Annotated in this window: 17 protein-coding genes; 9 read left to right on the forward strand and 8 right to left on the reverse strand. The window is 71.7% G+C overall.

What is annotated here, in order from left to right:
• The first annotated feature begins 51 nt into the window (after positions 1-51).
• From MXD57_RS24465 to MXD57_RS24485, 5 genes are all read left to right on the forward strand, one after another.
• A complete protein-coding gene (locus MXD57_RS24465) occupies positions 52-1,359 on the forward strand; it encodes a hypothetical protein (protein ID WP_250404047.1) in 1,308 nt (435 codons plus the stop codon).
• Complete coding sequence (locus MXD57_RS24470) at positions 1,356-3,887, forward strand: serine/threonine-protein kinase (RefSeq protein WP_250404048.1); 2,532 nt, start codon at positions 1,356-1,358, stop codon at positions 3,885-3,887. The genes MXD57_RS24465 and MXD57_RS24470 overlap by 4 nt, the downstream gene beginning before the upstream one ends.
• A 3-nt stretch (positions 3,888-3,890) precedes the next feature.
• Complete coding sequence (locus tag MXD57_RS24475) at positions 3,891-5,219, forward strand: PP2C family serine/threonine-protein phosphatase (RefSeq protein ID WP_250404049.1); 1,329 nt, start codon at positions 3,891-3,893, stop codon at positions 5,217-5,219.
• A gap of 103 nt (positions 5,220-5,322) precedes the next feature.
• Positions 5,323-6,669, forward strand: a complete 1,347-nt coding sequence (locus tag MXD57_RS24480) for a vWA domain-containing protein (RefSeq protein WP_250404051.1) — start codon at positions 5,323-5,325, stop codon at positions 6,667-6,669.
• Between the two features lie 78 nt (positions 6,670-6,747).
• Positions 6,748-8,175, forward strand: coding sequence for an FHA domain-containing protein (locus tag MXD57_RS24485; RefSeq protein WP_250404052.1), 1,428 nt, complete (start codon positions 6,748-6,750; stop codon positions 8,173-8,175).
• 6 nt (positions 8,176-8,181) lie between these two features.
• Here the strand turns inward: MXD57_RS24485 and MXD57_RS24490 are convergent, their stop codons facing one another.
• Positions 8,182-9,159 (reverse strand): methyltransferase domain-containing protein, encoded by a 978-nt coding sequence (locus MXD57_RS24490; protein WP_250404054.1) that lies wholly within the window; start codon positions 9,157-9,159, stop codon positions 8,182-8,184.
• An 88-nt stretch (positions 9,160-9,247) separates the two neighbouring features.
• On the opposite strand from MXD57_RS24490, the gene MXD57_RS24495 reads away from it, so the two are divergent.
• Positions 9,248-9,652 carry a globin gene (locus tag MXD57_RS24495; protein ID WP_250404056.1) on the forward strand — a complete coding sequence of 135 codons (405 nt, stop codon included), beginning with the start codon at positions 9,248-9,250 and terminating at the stop codon, positions 9,650-9,652.
• Positions 9,653-10,403: 751 nt separating this feature from the next.
• On the opposite strand, the gene MXD57_RS24505 is transcribed toward MXD57_RS24495, so the two are convergent.
• The 5 genes from MXD57_RS24505 to MXD57_RS24525 form a co-directional block, all read right to left on the reverse strand.
• Positions 10,404-11,081, reverse strand: coding sequence for a hypothetical protein (locus MXD57_RS24505; protein WP_250404058.1), 678 nt, complete (start codon positions 11,079-11,081; stop codon positions 10,404-10,406).
• Complete coding sequence (locus MXD57_RS24510; protein ID WP_250404060.1) at positions 11,078-11,506, reverse strand: acyl-CoA thioesterase; 429 nt, start codon at positions 11,504-11,506, stop codon at positions 11,078-11,080. Before MXD57_RS24510 ends, MXD57_RS24505 begins: the two co-directional genes overlap by 4 nt.
• 6 nt (positions 11,507-11,512) lie before the next feature.
• On the reverse strand, positions 11,513-13,177 hold the full coding sequence (gene ettA / locus MXD57_RS24515) for an energy-dependent translational throttle protein EttA (protein WP_250404062.1): 1,665 nt from the start codon (positions 13,175-13,177) through the stop codon (positions 11,513-11,515).
• Between the two features lie 513 nt (positions 13,178-13,690).
• Positions 13,691-14,446 (reverse strand): GntR family transcriptional regulator, encoded by a 756-nt coding sequence (locus MXD57_RS24520; protein ID WP_250404064.1) that lies wholly within the window; start codon positions 14,444-14,446, stop codon positions 13,691-13,693.
• A gap of 321 nt (positions 14,447-14,767) precedes the next feature.
• Positions 14,768-15,007: an Imm32 family immunity protein gene (locus tag MXD57_RS24525; RefSeq protein WP_250404066.1), complete on the reverse strand. Its 240-nt coding sequence runs from the start codon at positions 15,005-15,007 to the stop codon at positions 14,768-14,770.
• A 187-nt stretch (positions 15,008-15,194) separates the two neighbouring features.
• Here MXD57_RS24525 and MXD57_RS24530 point away from each other — a divergent pair, with 187 nt between their 5' ends.
• A complete protein-coding gene (locus MXD57_RS24530; RefSeq protein ID WP_250404068.1) occupies positions 15,195-15,605 on the forward strand; it encodes a VOC family protein in 411 nt (136 codons plus the stop codon).
• Between the two features lie 240 nt (positions 15,606-15,845).
• Here MXD57_RS24530 and MXD57_RS24535 read toward each other — a convergent pair whose 3' ends face one another.
• On the reverse strand, positions 15,846-16,415 hold the full coding sequence (locus tag MXD57_RS24535) for a hypothetical protein (RefSeq protein WP_250404069.1): 570 nt from the start codon (positions 16,413-16,415) through the stop codon (positions 15,846-15,848).
• Between the two features lie 328 nt (positions 16,416-16,743).
• Between MXD57_RS24535 and MXD57_RS24540 the strand changes: the two genes are divergently transcribed.
• On the forward strand, positions 16,744-16,965 hold the full coding sequence (locus MXD57_RS24540) for a hypothetical protein (RefSeq protein WP_250404070.1): 222 nt from the start codon (positions 16,744-16,746) through the stop codon (positions 16,963-16,965).
• 106 nt (positions 16,966-17,071) lie between these two features.
• Here MXD57_RS24540 and MXD57_RS24545 read toward each other — a convergent pair whose 3' ends face one another.
• On the reverse strand, positions 17,072-18,298 hold the full coding sequence (locus tag MXD57_RS24545) for an MFS transporter (protein WP_250404071.1): 1,227 nt from the start codon (positions 18,296-18,298) through the stop codon (positions 17,072-17,074).
• A 55-nt stretch (positions 18,299-18,353) separates the two neighbouring features.
• Between MXD57_RS24545 and MXD57_RS24550 the strand changes: the two genes are divergently transcribed.
• Positions 18,354-18,716, forward strand: coding sequence for a winged helix-turn-helix transcriptional regulator (locus tag MXD57_RS24550; protein ID WP_250404073.1), 363 nt, complete (start codon positions 18,354-18,356; stop codon positions 18,714-18,716).
• Positions 18,717-18,826 lie beyond the last annotated feature (110 nt).

Genomic DNA, 18,826 nt, shown 5'->3' on the forward strand with positions numbered 1-18,826 from the left:
CCCGACCCCGACCCCGACCCAGGCCAACCACACAGCAGCGAGAGGTGATCGATGGGCGTCACGGACCCCGCCGGGCCGGTGATGGACCGGGACGAGGTGGACCGTGCGCTGGCGCGGCTCGGCGCGGAGCACGAGGCGATCGAGACCTCGCTGCTCGCCCTCCAGGACCACGCGGGCCGCAGACTCCTCGAAGGCGCCGAGCTGACCGGCGTCACCCAGCGGCGCTGGCAGGCCGCCGAGGCGTCGATCACCCTGCTGTGGTCGTACTTCGACGCCTACACGGCGGCGCTGCGCTCCGCCCGGGAGATCCGCGCCCGGCGCCGCTGGTCCAGCCGGGAGGACCTGGCGGAGCTGACCGAACTGCTGCGCGGCGCGTCCGTCACCGTGCCCGGCGGCACCGGCCCCACGGCGACCGCGAAGCTCAGCGAGAGCTTCTCGCTCACCACCCTGGTCGACCGGATGAACGAGCTCTACGCCTCCTCGCTCGACCTGGTCGTCACCGCCGACGCGGTGTGGTCGGCGTTGCCCGCCCGGATCGATTTACTCGCCGCGGAACTCCAGCGCACCCGCCGGCTCGCGCACTCCGTGGGCGTCCGCCCGGGCGAACACCCGGCCGGTGACGACCTGGAGCGCATCACGCGCACCCTGACCGCCCTGCGCGCGGACGTCGTCTGCGACCCGCTCGCCTTCTGGGTTCCGGCGGAAGGCAGTTCGGCGCCCGGCGGCGGCCGCCCGGACACCACGGTGTACGACCGCGAGGCGCGCGCCCTGGAGGACGTGCGGCGCGAGATCGACGCCGTGCTGACGGTCCGGCAGGACGCGGAGGCGCGGCTGATCCGGCTGCGGGACGTCCTGTCCCGCGCGGACCGCACGCTCGCCGAGGCGCGCACCGCGCGCGGTGAGGTGCTGGCGAAGATCGCGGCGACCGAGGTGCCGGTGGTCAGCGGACCGCCGACGGCGCTGCAGGAGCAACTGGCCGCGGCCGCCGAGTACCGGCGGCACGCGCAGTGGCACCGGCTCTCCCCGCTGCTGGAGTCCCTGGAGCAGAAGGCGGACGACGAACTGCTGCGCGCGCGTGAGTCGCTGACGGCCGTCACCGCGCCGCTCGCGGTCCGCGCCGAGCTGCGCGGCCGGCTGGACGCGTACCGGGCCAAGACCACCCGCAACGGCCTCGCCGAGGACCCGCTGCTGGTCGAGCGGTACGACGCGGCCCGCCGGATGCTGTGGAGCGCCCCCTGCGACCTGCGCGTCGCCGAACAGGCCGTGCTGCGCTACCAGCAGGCGGCGGCCGAGCTGCTCGGCGCACCGGGCGTCCCCCGCCGGGGCGGACCCGAGGACCGTGGAGGTGAGTCGTCATGAGCCAGGCAGGGCGGACGTGCCAGCGGCCCGGCTGCGAGGGCTCCTACGAGGACGTCGGCGGTGGCCAGCTGTACTGCGACACCTGCGGTCTCGCCCCGGTCGTGTCGTCCGGGGGCCCCTCCTCCGGGGGAGGCATGGTCGGCTCGCCGGCCACGGGCGTCACGAGGGGCTCGGCCGCGAGCGGCCGCTCCCGCAGTGCGCGCACCTCCTCGCAGTCGTCGAAGTCGCGGCGCTCGGTGTCCGGACGGCTGTCGCGCTCCCTGTCGGGCGGGGCCGGCACCCGCTCGGTGTCGGTGCGCAGCTCCGGCACCTCCTCCGGCACCTCGACCCGCGGGCGGCTCGGCGCCGGGCTGGTCTCGGTACCGCAGGTGCCGCGGCCCGACCCGCGCGTGATGGTGCTGGAGAACCCGGAGGTGCCCGAGCGCAAGCGGTTCTGCTCGCGGTCCGACTGCGGGGCGCCGGTCGGGCGCGCCCGGGGCGAGCGGCCGGGGCGCACGGAGGGGTTCTGCACCAAGTGCGGTCACCCGTACTCGTTCGTGCCGAAGCTGCGGGCCGGGGACATCGTGCACGGCCAGTACGAGGTCGCGGGCTGTCTGGCGCACGGCGGCCTCGGCTGGGTCTACCTCGCCGTGGACCGGGCCGTGTCCGACCGGTGGGTGGTGCTCAAGGGCCTGCTGGACACCGGCGACCAGGACGCGATGGCCGCGGCGATCTCCGAGCGGCGGTTCCTCGCGGAGATCGAGCACGCCAACATCGTGCGGATCTACAACTTCGTAGAGCACCTCGACCAGCGCACCGGCTCCCTGGACGGCTACATCGTCATGGAGTACGTCGGCGGCAAGTCGCTGAAGGAGATCGCCAACGCCCGCCGCACCCCCGACGGCAGGCGTGACCCGCTGCCCGTGGAGCAGGCCTGCGCGTACGGCATCGAGGCCCTGGAGGCGCTCGGCCACCTGCACAGCCGCAACCTGCTGTACTGCGACTTCAAGGTCGACAACGCCATCCAGACCGAGGACCAGCTCAAGCTGATCGACATGGGCGCCGTGCGCCGTATGGACGACGACGAGTCGGCGATCTACGGCACGGTCGGCTACCAGGCGCCGGAGGTCGCGGACGTCGGCCCGTCGGTGGCCAGCGACCTGTACACGGTGGGCCGTACCCTCGCCGTCCTCACCTTCGACTTCCAGGGCTACACGAACGTCTTCGTGGACTCGCTGCCCGACCCCGACAACATCGAGGTCTTCCACCGCTACGAGTCCTTCTACCGGCTCCTGGTCCGCGCCACCGACCCCGACCCGGCCCGCCGGTTCGCCTCCGCCCAGGAGATGTCCGAGCAGCTCACCGGCGTGCTCCGCGAGGTCGTCTCACTGCAGACCGGGCAGGCCAGACCCGCCCTGTCCACGCTGTTCGGGCCCGAGGTGAAGGTCGTCGACACGGAGCTGTTCCCGAGGGCGCACGGGGACGTGTCCCGGCTCGGGGCGCGCCCGGCGCGCGGCGCCGCACCGGCTCCCGCGCTGCCCGCGCCGGCCGTCGTCGGACCCGTGGACACGCCCGCCGCCGCCCTGGCGCTGCCGGTGCCGCTGGTCGACCCGAGCGACCCCAACGCCGGTTTCCTCGCCGGGCTCATGGGGTCCGCGCCGGCCGAGCTGATCAGCGCCCTGGACGCGGCCCCCGCGCCCAGCGTGGAGTCGCGGCTGCGGCAGGTCAGGGCCCGGTTGGAGAGCGGCGACCACCGGGCCGCGCTCACGGCGCTGGACGAGCTGGAGTCCTGGCCGCAGGGGCGTGCCGGTGCCGCGGGCGCCCGCGGGCCCGACGAGGTGCAGGCACGGCCCGACGACTGGCGGGTGGTCTGGTACCGGGGAGTGGCGGCGCTGGTCACCGGGGACTTCGAGGGGGCCGCGCTGGGCTTCGACGCGGTCTACGACGCCTTCCCCGGCGAGGCGGCGCCCAAGCTGGCGCTCGGCCTGTGCGCCGAGGTGCTGGGCCAGTTGGACAACGCCGCCGAGTACTACCGTCTGGTGTGGTCGACCGACCCGAGCTTCGTCAGCGCCGCCTTCGGGCTGGCCCGGGTGCGGCTCGCGGCCGGTGACCGGGTCGGTGCCGTCACCGCCCTGGAGTCGGTGCCCGAGTCGTCCGTCCACTGCACGGCCGCCCGGGTCGCCGCCGTCCGGGCCCGGCTGCGCGGGCGCACGCCGAGCGCCGGTGACGTACCGTTCCTCGACGACCTGACGGCCGCCGCCGGGCAGGTCGAGGCACTGGACGCGTACGGTCTGGACCCGGCGCGCCGCGAGCAGTTGTCCGCCGAAGTGCTCGGTAGCGCGCTGGACTGGGTACTCTCCACAGGCCGGGACACCGCCCCACCGGCCGCCGGTGGACCGAAGGTGCTCGGCAGCGGTCTGGACGAACGGGGCCTGCGCTTCGGCCTGGAACGCGCGTACCGCACGCTGGCCAGGCTGGCGCCCGGCGGCGAGGAGAGGATCGAGCTGGTGGAACGGGCCAACCGTTACCGCCCCCGGACGTGGGTGTAGTTGATGTCGCAGATGCCCCAGCAGGCCGCGCTGGCGAAGTGCCCGAGCTGTGCCGAGCCGCTCGAATCGGGTGACCTCTTCTGCGGCGCGTGCGGATACGACCTGTCCGTCGTGCCCGCCGCGCCCGAGGACCACCCGACCCTCACCATGACGGGCTCCGCCGCGCCCGGGGACGGCGTCGACTGGCCCGCCCCCGAACCGGCGGGCTCCGGCAGCACCCAGCCGGCGGCGCACCGGGCGGCCGACGTGCCCGGCACCGACTCGGGCGGCAACGCCCTGCACCACGGGGAACCGGCCGCGCCCGGTGTCCGCTTCGACCGCCGTCCGGAGCCCGACGAGTACCCGCTGCAGGCGCCCGACCCGCGTGCCCCGGCCGGTCCCGCCGCGGACGCCGCCGCGCCCGGCGGCTCCGATCCCGCGCAGGTGTGCGTGGCCTGCCGGGCCGGCCGGGTCGACGAGGACGGCTACTGCGAGAACTGCGGGCACGCCCAGCCCCGGGAACGCGACCGCATGGAGCGGGAGTCGGGCCCGGTCGCCGCGGTCAGCGACCGCGGCCTGCGCCACCACCGCAACGAGGACTCCTTCGGCGTCGCCCACACCGCGCTGCCCGACGGCTCTCCCGCGGCGCTGGCCATCGTGTGCGACGGCGTGTCCTCGGCGACCCGGCCGGACGAGGCGTCGATGGCCGCCTCGCAGGCGGCCGTCGACACCCTGGTGGCCGCCCTGCCCCGCGGCACCCACCCGCAGACGGCGATGCACGAGGCGATCGTCGCCGCCGCCCGGGCCGTCGACTCCCTCGCCGAGGAGCCCGAGGCGGCGCGCGAGCACGACCCGCACCAGAACTCCCCGGCCTGCACCATCGTCGGCGCGATCGCCACCGGCGGGCTGCTGGTGGTCGGCTGGGTGGGCGACAGCCGCGTGTACTGGGTGCCGGACGACCGCTCCGCGCCCCCGGCCCGGCTCACCGAGGACGACTCCTGGGCCGCCCAGATGGTCGCGGCCGGTCTGATGAGCGAGGCGCAGGCGTACGCCGACGAGCGCGCCCACGCGATCACCGGCTGGCTCGGCGCGGACGCCTACGAACTGGAGCCGCACACCGCCGCCTTCAAGCCGGACCGGCCCGGAGTGGTGCTGGTGTGCACGGACGGCCTGTGGAACTACGCCGAGACGGCGCAGGAGATGGCCGAGGTCGTGCCCGCGGACGCGGCCGCCCGTCCGCTGCACAGCGCCCAGGTCCTGGTCGGCCACGCCCTGGACGGCGGGGGCCACGACAACGTAACAGTGGCCGTCGTGCCGTTCCCCGCGCCGTCGCGGGGGGCAGGATCGGCCTGAGGCCGCACCACCACGGGGAAGTCCCGGCGGACCGGAGGGGACCGGTCCGTGCAACGGCACCGCCTCGCGTCAGTGGGGCGTCAACAGGGGGATCTGATCAGTCATGGCCAATTTCGCCAAGCCGAACGTGCCGCAGTTCTCGGTCGACGTCTACCAGAACGAGTACCTGCCCGAGGGCGGCCGCGAGGTCAACGCCATCGCCACCGTGACCGCCACCGGCGGCGGCACGGTGGGCGGCGCCGGCACCACACCGCACCTGTACGCGCCCGGCCGGGGGCCCTCCGCCGCGGTCGCCGTCATGGTCGACTGCTCGGGCTCCATGGACCATCCGCCGACCAAGATGCGCAACGCCCGGGACGCCACGGCCGCCGCGATCGACACCCTGCGCGACGGGGTGCACTTCGCGGTGGTCGGCGGCACGCACGTGGCCCAGGAGGTCTACCCGGGCGACGGACGGCTCGCGGTCGCCGACGCCACCACGCGCGGGCAGGCCAAGCAGGCGCTGCGCCGGCTCGGTGCGGGCGGCGGCACCGCCATCGGCACCTGGCTGCGGCTCGCCGACCGGCTGCTGTCCTCGGCGGACGTGGCCATCCGGCACGGCATCCTGCTGACCGACGGCCGCAACGAGCACGAGTCGCCGCAGGAGCTGCGGGCGGCGCTGGACGAGTGCGCCGGGCGGTTCACCTGTGACGCGCGTGGCGTGGGCACCGACTGGGAAGTGAAAGAAGTCACAGGCATCGCCTCCGCGCTGCTCGGCACCGCCGACATCGTCGCCGACCCTGCGGGGCTGGCCGCCGACTTCACGCGGATGATGGAGACGGCGATGGGCAAGGAGGTCGCCGACGTGGCGCTGCGGGTGTGGACCCCGGTCGGCGCGAAACTCCGGTTCGTCAAGCAAGTGGCTCCCACCGTCGAGGAGTTGACCGACCGACGCACCGAGGCGGGACCGCGGGCCGGGGACTATCCCACCGGGTCCTGGGGCGACGAGTCCCGCGACTACCACCTGTGCGTGGAGGTCCCGGCGGCCGGCCTGGGCCAGGAGATGCTGGCCGCCCGGATCTCCCTGGTGGTGCCGCAGCCGGACGGCCAGGTGACGAACCTCGGCGGCCAGGGGCTGGTCAGGGCGGTGTGGACCGACGACATGGCCGCCTCCACCTCGATCAACCCCCAGGTCGCGCACTACACCGGGCAGGCCGAACTGGCACAGGCCATCCAGCAGGGCCTGGACCTCCGCAAAGCGGGCGATTTCGAGCGGGCGACGGCCAAACTGGGGCGTGCCGTTCAGCTCGCGAGCGCCTCGGGCAACGCGGATACTGCGAAACTCCTTTCGAAGGTGGTGGACGTGGTCGACGCCGCGACAGGTACTGTGCGGTTGAAGGCGAAGGTCGCGGAGGCGGACGAGATGACCCTCGAGACCCGGTCCACAAAGACTGTTCGTGTAAAGAAGTGACCCCCGCGGGAGACCGCGGGACAGCCAGGAAGAGATCCGGACGTACCGGAGGACTTCAGGAGAAGGGGAACCGCCGACATGCCGACCTGCCCGAACGGACACCAGTCGGGTTCCGACGACTGGTGCGAGGTGTGCGGTCACCGCATGGCCGGTGCCGTACCCCCGCCCCCGCCGCCCCCGCCCGGCGGCGGCTACGGCTTCCCGCCGCAGGGCGCGCAGCCCGGTGGCCGCCCGGCCGCGCCCGGCGGCCACGAGCCGGAGCTGTGCCCGCAGTGCCGTACGCCGCGTGAGGGCGGCGCACCGTTCTGCGAGGAATGCCGGTGGAACTTCCTGACCAACACGGCCACTTCCTACACCCCGGCCGCCCCGCGTCCCTCGCAGCCCCGCTTCGAGCCGCCGAGCGCGACGTACGGCGGCGGTGACGCGTACGAGTACCAGGGCTCGCGGCCCTCGCAGGTGAACCGGCCCGCCGAGCCGATCCCCTCCTTCGGCAGCGAGCCGTCGGGCCCGACGCCGTTCGCCGGCGAGCGGGGTCCGTCCGGCTTCGGTGAGGGCGGGCGGCCGCCCGCCGGTCAGCAGCCGTTCGGCGGCGTACCGGGGCAGCAGGGCCCGGGCGGCTCCGGCGGTCCGTCCGGCTTCGGCGGCGGTCCCGGTGGTCCGGGCGGCCCGCCGCCCTTCGGCCGCGAGCCCGGTGGGCCCCATGGCCCTGGTGGCCCTGGTGGCCCTGGTAACCCTGGTGGCCCCAACGGTCCCGGGGGTCCCGGGGGACACGGGGGTCACGGTGGTCACGGCCCCTCCGGCTTCGGTGGCGACCCCTCACGCCCGGTTCCGCCGCCGCCCGGCCCCACCCCGCCCGCGGGTCCCGGCGGCCCGGCCGGCGGTCCGCCGCAGGCCTTCCATCAGTCCGGCGCCCCCGCCTTCCCGCAGGAGACCGGCCGGCCCCCGGCCGGCGGCGGCCCCTTCGGCGGCGGCGAGGACGACTGGGTGATCTCCCCGCCGTCCGGCGGCCCCGGTGCACCCGGCGGCGGCTACGGCTACCCGCAGCCCGGCGCCACCCAGGCCCCGCCCGGTCACGGCTTCCCGCCGGCCGCGCAGGGACCGGCCACCTGGACCGCGACCATCGGGCCGGACCGCGACTACTTCATGGCGATGATGCAGCGCTCCGGCCCCGAGGCCGCGGGCCTGAACCTGCCCGCCTACTCGCCGGAGCAGCAGCGCACGCTCAGCGGCAACCAGGTCACCATCGGCCGCCGCCGGCACTCCACCGGCGACACCCCCGACATCGACCTGTCGGTGCCCCCGGAGGACCCGGGCGTCTCGCACCAGCACGCGGTGCTGGTGCAGCAGCCCGACGGCAACTGGGCGGTCGTCGACCAGAACTCGACCAACGGCACCACGGTCAACGGCTCCGACGAGCCGATCCAGCCGTTCGTGCCGGTTCCGCTGCAGGACGGCGACCGGGTGCACGTGGGCGCCTGGACGACGATCACCGTCCGCCGGGGCTGAGGCACCTCACGGGAGGGGCCAGGCGTGGGGCCCCTGCGGGTCGTCCAGCCAGGCCCAGGTGTGTCCGTCGCCGACCGTGACGCCGTAGCGCTCCCGGTCGGGACGGCCCTCGCGCTCCCACAGCGCCCGGGCCTCCCGCGGACCCAGCGCGCCCCGGGTCAGGTCGAGCAGGAAGCCCAACGGCTCCCGTTCGCCGGCCGGGTCCGGCAGCCCGCTCGGGGACACCGCCTCCGGTTCCGCCCGGTCGGCGCCGCGCAGCGGCACGAAGTAGGCGGCCGTGGGCAGGAAGCGGCCCTCGGCGTGCCCGGGGCCGCGAACGTCGAGGGCGAGCAGGCCGGTGGCCAGCGGGGTCAGGATCCGGCCTCCGGGCCGGCACTGCTCGAGCCAGGCGCCCGGCACCGTGGGCAGCCCGCAGGTGGCGATGATCCGGTCGAAGGGTGCGCGCTCGGGCACGCCACGCGCCCCGTCGCCGGTGACGACGGCCGGGTGGTGGCCGGCCGCGGCCAGGTGCTGCCGGGCCGACTCGGTGATCTCCGGGTCGAGGTCGACGGTGGTGACGAGGTCGTCGTCGCCGAGCCGGTGGGCGAGCAGGGCGGCGTTGTAGCCGGTGCCGGCGCCCACCTCCAGCACCCGGTCGCCGTCCTCGACGCGCAGTGCGGTCAGCATCAGCGCCATCAGGGAGGGCTGGCTGCTGGAGGAGAGCAGTTCGCCGTCGCGCAGCCGGGTCGCCAGCGGGGTGTCGGCGTAGGCGCCGCGCACCCAGCGCTCCCGTGCCCCGGGGTCCGGGCTCTGGCCCCAGCGGCGTTCGTGGCCGCCCCTGACGCCGATGTAGTAGTACGGCACGAACAGGTGGCGGGGCACCGTCGCGAACGCCTCCCGCCACACCGGGTCCTCGGCCCAGGTCCCCTCGGCTTCGATCTCCCGCACCAGCGCGGCCCGTGCCGCGGTGGCCAGAGCTTCGATCCCGGTGTCGTAGGCGCCCATGCACCCACAGTAGGGGCGCCGGGAGCCGGGCGCGGGCCGGGAGCCCGGGCCCGCAGTCCGGGGTCACCCGGTCTGAGACCATGGACGCGTGAATGAGATTCGGCGCGGCACGCTTCAGGAGCAGACGTTCTACGAGCAGGTCGGTGGGGAGGAGACCTTCCGCCGGCTCGTCCACCGCTTCTACGAGGGGGTCGCCGAGGATCCGCTCCTGCGGCCGATGTACCCGGAGGAGGACCTGGGCCCGGCCGAGGACCGGCTGGCCCTCTTCCTCATGCAGTACTGGGGCGGCCCCAGCACCTACAGCGAGAACCGCGGCCACCCGCGGCTGCGTATGCGGCACGTCCCGTTCACCGTGAACCGCGCCGCGCACGACGCCTGGCTGAAGCACATGCGGGTCGCCGTCGACGAACTGGGCCTGGCCGAGGAGCACGAGCGGACGCTGTGGAACTACCTGACGTACGCGGCGCAGTCGATGGTCAACACCCCCGACTGACCCTCCGCGTACCGGATCACGGTCGCCCTGCGCCGGATTCCGGTCACGATCCGGTGTCGGCCGGCCGGAAGACCGGTCACCAGCGCCCCGTTCCCGCTGCGAACATCACCCGGGATCCGGACTGCGTGCGGGGAAGTCCGGACGACACGGGGGTCGGGTGACGGGGCTCGTCTCACGCGCGCTGGCGCATCGCCTGCTGCTCGGCTCCGCGCTGCTCGCGGTGCTGCTCAGCACCGCCGTCCTGGCCGGCTCGGTCGCGGCGTGCAGCGGTCCGGCTTCACCACGTACGGTCCCCTGCCGGCCGATCCCTCGGTCCTCACCGGCGGGCGGGTGAGCACCGGTGGGACGGTCTGGCTGGCGTCGGCCGGCTTCGGCGCGGTGACGGCCGGCCGCACGGGCCGGGAGCGGGGAACTGCGCAGGGCCACCGCGCTGCGCCGTGCGACGGCGGCGACGACCTCGCTGCCGGACGTGCTGGAGCGCATCGACCGCTCGCTGCTCGTCGCCCGTTCCACCCTGCTGATCGTCGCGCTGCGGCTCGTGCTGCTCGGCGGGTACGCGCTGCTGCTGGTGGCCCGGCTGCCGGACGCCCAGCGGGCCGCCGAGACCCCGCTGCTCAGGGCGCGCGGCGCGTCCCGGCCCTGGAACTGGAACCGGACCACATCGAGGTGTGGCCGGACGACGGCGACGGGGGGGGTGCCCGGGTGCCGGACGCCGGACGGGAACCGGCCGGCGTACCTCTCCGCACACCTCTCAGCGCACGCTGACACCCAGCGCGCCGAGCCCCGCCCGCCGCACCGCGACGGACCCGTAGGGCGTCCGCAGCCTGAGCCACGCGCCCGAGGAGAACAGCCCGGTGTCGGCCGCGCCGGTCCCCGGGCCGAGGAAGCCGAGGGACTGGGCCGCGTGCACGGCCCGCACCGGCAGCGGGGTGTCCCCGACCGCCCGGGACCAGATGTCCCGCCCTATCCGGTCCAGCTCCGCACGGGTACGCCGCTCCGGCGTCAACTCCTCCGTGCGGGACCGGAATTCGGTGACCGCGGCGGCGACCGTGGTGCGCAGCGCGTCCGGCACGGGCAGCCCCGGCTCGGGCCGCCAGCCGCCGCGCGGCGGCAGCACACCGGCCCAGGGCGGTCCGGTGACCGCGGCCGGTACGGCGGCCGTGGCCGCCCGTTCGTCCACGGACTCCAGGAACTCCCCGGCCGACACGGTGACGTCGAGCGTGACGTCGAGCCCGTTCTCGTACGGCTTGGCGAGCCGCACCGCGCGGATCGTCAGCACCTCGAAGGACGGCGGCCGGCCGAACACGGCGAGTGCCGTACCGGCCGCCTGCAGGCGCACCGCGGCTCCACGGTCGTAGTGGAGCAGCCGGGAGAGGAAGGCGGCGAGGTCGGCCGCCTCCGTCTCGTCGGCGAGGTGCAGGACCGTCATGCGGCGACGGCCTCCCCCGGGCTCTGCGCCTCCTCGGCGGCGTCCGTGTACTCCTGGAGGAACTCCCGCTCCTCCGGGGTGATCCGGCGCGGCCGCTGTGCCTCGAAGTCGAACGGCACGACGACGGTGGAGGCCCGCACGTAGACGAGGTCCGCGTCCTTCACCTCGTAGGTGATCGTGAAGGACGCGGCCCGGATCTCGGTGACCCACAGCTCGATGTCCACCGGGTGGTGCCGGTGGACGAGCTGCCGCTTGTAGTCGATCTCGTGGCGCGCCACCACGGACCCCTGCTTGAACTCCTTCTCGGGGCGGAACAGGAAGTCGATACGGGCCTCCTCCAGATAGCGGAGGAACACCACGTTGTTGACGTGGCCGTACGCGTCCATGTCCGCCCAGCGCAGCGGGCAGCGGTAGATGTGGCGCAAGACCGATCAGCCCCGGGTCAGCTTCTTGTAGGTGGCGCGGTGCGGACGCGCGGCGTCCGCGCCCAGCCGCTCGATCTTGTTCTTCTCGTACGACTCGAAGTTGCCCTCGAACCAGAACCACTTCGACTCACCCTCGTAGGCGAGGATGTGGGTGGCGACCCGGTCCAGGAACCACCGGTCGTGGGAGACGACGACGGCGCAGCCGGGGAACTCCAGCAGCGCGTTCTCCAGGCTGCTGAGGGTCTCGACGTCCAGGTCGTTGGTGGGCTCGTCGAGGAGTAGCAGGTTGCCGCCCTGCTTCAGGGTCAGGGCCAGGTTGAGGCGGTTGCGCTCACCGCCGGAGAGGACACCGGCCGGCTTCTGCTGGTCCGGGCCCTTGAAGCCGAAGGCCGAGACATAGGCGCGGGACGGCATCTCGACCTGTCCGACGTTGATGTAGTCGAGGCCGTCGGACACGACCTCCCACAGCGTCTTCTTGGGGTCGAGGTTCGCGCGGCTCTGGTCGACGTAGGAGATCTTGACGGTCTCGCCGACCTTGATGCCGCCCGAGTCCGGCGTCTCCAGGCCCTGGATCATCTTGAACAGCGTGGTCTTGCCGGCGCCGTTCGGGCCGATGACGCCCACGATGCCGTTGCGCGGCAGCGTGAAGCTGAGGTCGTCGACGAGGACCTTCTCGCCGAAGGCCTTGTTGAGCTTGTCGACCTCGACCACGACGTTGCCCAGCCGCGGGCCCGGCGGGATCTGGATCTCCTCGAAGTCCAGCTTCCGCATCTTGTCCGCCTCGGCGGCCATCTCCTCGTACCGGGCGAGACGCGCCTTGGACTTGGCCTGACGCCCCTTGGCGTTCGACCGCACCCAGTCCAGCTCTTCCTTGAGCCGCTTCTGCCGCTTGGCGTCCTTCTGGCCCTCGACCTTCAGACGCGTGGCCTTGGTCTCCAGGTACTTGGAGTAGTTGCCCTCGTAGCCGTGCAGGCGGCCGCGGTCGACCTCGCAGATCCAGCCGGCGACGTTGTCCAGGAAGTACCGGTCGTGGGTGACGGCCACGACGGTGCCCGGGTACTTGGCCAGGTGCTGCTCCAGCCAGTTCACGGACTCGGCGTCGAGGTGGTTGGTGGGCTCGTCGAGGAGCAGCAGGTCGGGCTGCTCCAGCAGCAGCTTGCAGAGCGCGACGCGGCGCTTCTCACCACCGGAGAGGTTGGTGACGGGCCAGTCGCCGGGCGGGCAGCCCAGCGCGTCCATGGCCTGCTCGAGCTGGGCGTCGAGGTCCCAGGCGTTGGCGTGGTCCAGCTCCTCCTGCAGCTTGCCCATCTCGTCGAGCAGCGCGTCGGAGTAGTCGGTCGCCATCAGCTCGGCGATCTCGTTGAACCGGTCGAGCTTGCCCTTGATCTCGGAGACGCCGTCCTGGACGTTCTCCAGGACGGTCTTCTCCTCGTCCAGCGGCGGCTCCTGGAGCAGGATGCCCACGCTGTAGCCCGGCGACAGGTACGCGTCACCGTTGGACGGCTGCTCGAGACCGGCCATGATCTTCAGCACGGTCGACTTACCGGCACCGTTCGGGCCGACGACACCGATCTTCGCTCCCGGCAGGAAGCTCAGGGTGACGTCGTCGAGGATCACCTTGTCGCCGTGCGCTTTGCGCGCCTTGCGCATGGTGTAAATGAACTCAGCCAAGAGAAACCGTCCGGCAGCTTGAAATCTGGCAGTGGGCAGATACACCCCATCTTGCCGTACGGCCACCCCTGGGCGGAAACCCGTTGAGTGGGGGCGCTGTGACCTGGGCATTCACTGGTGGCGGCGGTGAGGCGTCTGTCGCTGTCGGTCGCCATCGAGTGCCCTCGGGCACCCTCGCACGGCCCAGGGACGGCCCGGGAACGATCACTCGGGCAACCGGATCTCGGGGTCCGTCGGTCCCAGTGATGCCGCTGCCTGCACGCCGCCCGCCGGTCTCCTGGTACCAGCCTCGGAGGTCACCGGAACAGCTCCGGGACCGGGCATACCTGTAGCGGCTCTTCCGGCTGATCTGCCTGCCTCCACCAGGTGTGTCGATCGGCGCACTGCCACAGGCGAGCGGCAAGCCCGCCGACCGTCGTCGCCTCGGGCGAGTACGAAACCGCCCCACCCCAGCGGTTGGCCGCACTCGGGCCAGGCGGAAGCATCGTCAGCCAGTAGGCAATCCCAACGGAGCTATCGGCTGATCGGGATCTCGTAGACGATCTCGCAGTGAGCGGCGGGCACCACGATGTCCGCCGTCTCGACGGGCCGGCCCCGATCGCTGTAGTACGTCCGCCGGATGTGCGTGACAAGCGCGGCCTTCTGGATGCCGAGTATCGACGCCTCCTCGGCGGTCGCGTGCCTGGGCTCGGGCTGCTCGACGGCGTGGCTGACGGTGATCCCGATCGCGGCCATGCGGTTCACGACACCTTCCCCGGCGTGCGGTCCTCCCTCGGGAAGGACGACGAGGGTGCCGGCGGTGAGGTCGTACGGCTCCCAGCTCGTGGACAGCTGCACGGGCCTGCCGTCGCCCAGGAACTCGTACGTCGTCCGGACGCAGAGATCACCCTCGGCGATACCGAGCCGTGCCGCGATGTCCGCGGGAGCCGGCACCTTGGCGCCGGTCCGGCTCTCCCAATCCCCTTGCCTGCCCACGGCTTTCATGTCCGCCCGGAACGGCGATCCGTCGGGCCGCTCCCGCGCGGACGAGCGGACCATGCGCACCCGCTGCCGCGGCTCGGCGACGTAGGTGCCGGAACCGGCGCGCCACTCCAGCACACCCTGGGAGATCAGCAACTCCTGAGCGCGGCGGACGACGTTCTCGCCCACCCCGCACTCCTGGCCGATCTGGGCGCGGGACGGCAGCCGGTCCCCGGGCTCCCATACGTGCTCCGCGATCCGCCGCCGGAGTTCGTCGGCGATGCGGAGATAGGGCGGTTGCTCAGGCATATGGAAAATCTAGTCCACTAGCTCTAATCTAGTTAACTAGCTTCACTGAAAGTGATCGCCGGTGACGGAGGCTGCCCTGTGCCCGCTTCGGGAGTTCGCGCGGCAGCCATCGCTGCCCGGTTGACGGCCCTCGGACTTCCCGCACGCCTGGAGGAGCACGAGCGGTCCTGGTCGGTCGAAGCGGAGGTACCGGAATCACTCCCCGCCGAGTCGTGGCGGGAGGTCTTGGAAGTCGTGGCGGAGGCCGCGCGGTAGACGGTCGACTGGTTCCCCGCTGTTCTCCGTGGTTTCCCGCACGACCTGGCACGTGTCTGGCACGAGTCATTCGTCGTCGCACCGCTCCAAGACTAGGCCTACGGAGCCATCTTCGAGCCCGTTGTTCTCCTCCAGATGGAGATGAGCACCGTCCGGTACGCCGTCCTGGGCGAGCGTGAAGAGGTGGCCAGCCAGGGTCTTCAACCCGGCAGCGTTTGCCTCGATGACGATCTCGCTGCCCAGGTTGCGGACCTCGATGCGTGCGCCTTCCTTCCACGTGAAAACTCTGGTGGTTCCGTCGGTCACCGCACTCAGGTGAGTGGTCATCGATGGAGCAGCGCTGGGTTCAGGGGCCATACGTCAAGCATCGCGTACCCCGGGCCGGCCGCGACGGCGAGAACGGTACAGCGAGACATGCGTGATGACCTCTTGTCACGCAGTTAGACACGCAGCGCTTCCCGAAGTCGGTGTGAGCTTGTGACAAGATCGCGGGATGCTGCGACTCACCGATTTCATTATCGACTGCCCGGACACGATGAAGCTGGCGGCTTTCTACTCCGAGATAACGGGCCGTCCGATCAAGGAAGGCAGCTCCGAGGACTGGGCTGGCATCCAATTCGGCGAGATCGAGCTGGCATTCATCCGGGTGGACGACTACCGCGCTCCGCAGTGGCCCGACAGCGAGCACCCCAAGCAGTTCCACCTCGACTTCGAAGTGGACGAGTTCGAGTCCGAGCAGCTCCGCGTCCTCGGCCTCGGCGCGACGCTGAGGCAGGACTTCATCGGCCCCGACGGCTACGGCTGGCAGGTCTACACCGACCCGATCGGCCATCCCTTCTGCCTGTGCCGCAACAAGGGCGTCATCTGGACCGACCAGGGCCCGATCTGGCCCAGGCGCGACTGATCAGCCACCCACTTCCTCACCCACCATTCTCCCCAGCTCCGATCACGTCCGCCGTCGACCCCCACGCTTTCCAACTGTGGTGGTGGCCCCAGGGGTCTCGGACGGGGCCGTTCACCTGCGTTTATGGGCAGCCGGTCGTCCAGGCGGCTACCGCCTCCGGTCTCGTCCGAATCCGTGAACGGTGCTGAATGAGAGGGACACTGAGACGGAAGAAGGGACGGGCTGTTCCCTGAGCGCGTCTCAGGCGGAGGGATCCAAACTGGGCGGAGGCACGTACCGTCCCGTGCTTGGGTGCAACTGGCCGATCACCAATGTCATGGTCGCGGCGCCTGCCGCCAGCATCCCTGTGATGGCGTGCACGGCGCGCTGGTCGTGCTTGCGCAACGTGTCGTACTCGCTCTTCGACACCTCAACCTGCTCATGGGTGGGGCTGTCGAGGTCGACGGCGTAGTAGCGACCGGCTTCTGCCTTCCCGGACTGACGTGAGGTTTCCGCGACCAGGCTGCTGGCGGTCAGGCCTATGCCTGACACGAAGATGCAGACCAGCGCGAGGCGCAGGGGCCTGGGGAGACTCTGCAGGACTGGCCACTGCGCTGTGCGGGAAAGCTTTCTGCCGCCGGCTTCCATGGCCATTCCGCGGCCGATGGTGACGATGAACAGCGGGAAGAGAAGCGCGATCTCGATCGCCAGCAACGGCCCACCGCTGTAGGGCAGTGGCGGGCCGGGCAGGAGTGTGAGTGCCGATACCAGCAGCGAGAACCCACTCAGCGTGAGTGCCAGCCCTGCGTGGATCTTGAAGCTGGTCTTCATGATTCGCACCTGCCCTCTGACCGACGCTCACAACCGTGTGCGGATGGCTTTGAACTGGGACTCTCAGCTTGGGAAGAGCTTGTGTCCTCTGGCGGCAGAAATCGCTCTGACCTGTGGTGGACCTGGACGCGGCCCTGCGGGGTTGCCGTCTTGATCCCCACTGTTCCCCATGGTTCTCCGCGAGATCTGGCGCGCTCATGGCGCGTCCGTGCGGTGGCTCGCCCGCTTCCAGCCAGGAGCGCGCGCTCTACCCGTCCCTACGATGCAGGCCACGGGGACTGCTGATTCCGCACCGCGCGTACACGCTTGTTGGCTCTCATGGCTCGCGGTGGAGTCGGTCGATCAGGCTGACGTGGTCAAAGCCCTCGGCTCGGCGGATGCACGGGAGACCACCTGGGCCGATGGCGTGGAACTCATCGACGAGGTAGCACACGACGAGGAGGAGCCGTTCTCCACCGTCGTCGTTACTCCGCCCGTCCAGGGGTGGACTCTGGTCGTCGGACCGTACTGGGGTGCGGCTCCTCTGAAGGGAATCCCGTTCAGGCCGTGAGGGCGTGTTCCTGCTGCTTGCCCGATACCGGCGGCGCCCCTCGCGCGTGCAGCACGTAGGAGCCTCATCCAACCGCCATGACCGCCAGCCCGGCGAACCTACGGCACTAGGCACCTCCGATGTGGCTCTGCGCCGCTGGCACCACTTTGCCGATCGTGGTGGCGAGCGTGGCTCCGAGGACGCTGACGCCGGCCAGAGTCAGCCAGATGGCGGCTGCCCCCGTGGACAGCAACCCGGAGAGGGCGGCCGGCGCGACCGCTCCGGCGACACTCACGGCGAGCTGGTTGAGGGCCAAGTACCGGCCGCGGAGGGAGTCTGGGGCGCTCTCCGCGGCGACAGTGGACGTGATGGGGCCGCCGACGATTTCACCGAAGGTGTAGCTGATTGCACCGAGCAGCACGACGCCGATCGCGGGGGCGAGCGCAGCCACGCGGTCGGCGGCGAAGAACAGGAGGTAGCCGGTCGCAAAGCAGGCGTGTCCGGCGACGAGGACGCGGCTGCGGATCCGCCCGCTGAGCCGCCCGACGATGATGCCTTGGGCGAAGCCGACCATCAGGGTGTTGAGCGTGAAGACGGCGCCGGCAGTCCAGCCAGGCAGTCCCAGCACGTCCACGGCGTAGACCGGTATCGCGATGTTGAGGGCGAACAAGGAGATCGCGAAGCACAGTTGGTGCGCGACCACGGACATGTACCGCAGGTCCCGGAGCACGCGCCCCCAGCCTCCAGCAGCGCGCCGGCCCACCTCGGGACGGATATTCGGCACGGCCCGCATCAGAACGAAGGCGGTGAGATAGGACAGGACATTGACGACCACGATCGCGGCGTAGACGCTGTGGGTACCGAAGCTGACGGCGACCGCGGTGAGGAGGCCGCCGAGTGCGTAGCCGAGGTTGCGTACCGACCCCAGAAGACCGAACCAGCGCTCGCGTTGGCCGGGCGCGGCCAGCGCCGTGACGGTCGCGCCGTAGCAGCCGAAGAACACCGCCCGCCCGGCACTGTTCAACCAGGCGCAGATGGCGATCTGCCACGTCTGACCCACGATGAGATACCCGGCGAAGCCGAGCGCCTGGGCCAGGTTTGCCGCCTGCAGTACCGGCTTGGCGCCGTACCTGTCGACCAGTCCTCCGACCAGAGGACCCACCGGGAGCGCCAGCAGCCCGGCCGTCGTCAGTGCCGCGCCCACCTGCACCAGCGTCAGCGACGTCGTGGCCAGGAAGTACAGCATCGAGACGGAGACGAAGACACCGGTGCCGATCGAGTCGATGACGATCGCTGCGACGAAACGGCGGTGCCGAGTTACCGAGGGACGGACCGTGCAATCGGGAATAGTCACGCCCGGGACGGTATAGATTTTATACCAGTATCTACAACGCTACCGGGAGTCATGCATGGGTAACGCCTACAACGTCATGGCTGCGACCTGCCCCAGTCGCACCGTCCTGCACCGGATCGGGGCGCGCTGGACGGTGTTCATCGTCAACGCGCTGGACAACAGACCGATGCGATTCACCCAGCTCAAGGCGCACATCCGGGGGATCACATCGAAGGCGCTCACCGAGACGCTTCGCGCGATGGAGTACGACGGTCTGATCTCTCGCACGGAGACTCCCGCAAATCCCCCGCATGTCGAGTACGCCCTCACCGACCTCGGGCGGTCACTGCTGACACCCCTACGTGCCGTCCGGGAATGGGCCGAGAGCCACGTCCCCGACATTGAACGCGCCCGCGCACAAGCCGATGCGCAACGGTAACTCCGTTGGACGCGGTTCCTCTGAGGGGAAAGTGAGGAAGGACAGGAACCGCGGGCTTCTGCGAGCGACGACGTTGCCCGGGCTGGTGGTCCCACTCTCGTCCCGGTGGT

Source organism: Streptomyces cellostaticus, from assembly GCF_023630175.1.
Lineage (GTDB): Bacteria > Actinomycetota > Actinomycetes > Streptomycetales > Streptomycetaceae > Streptomyces > Streptomyces cellostaticus_A.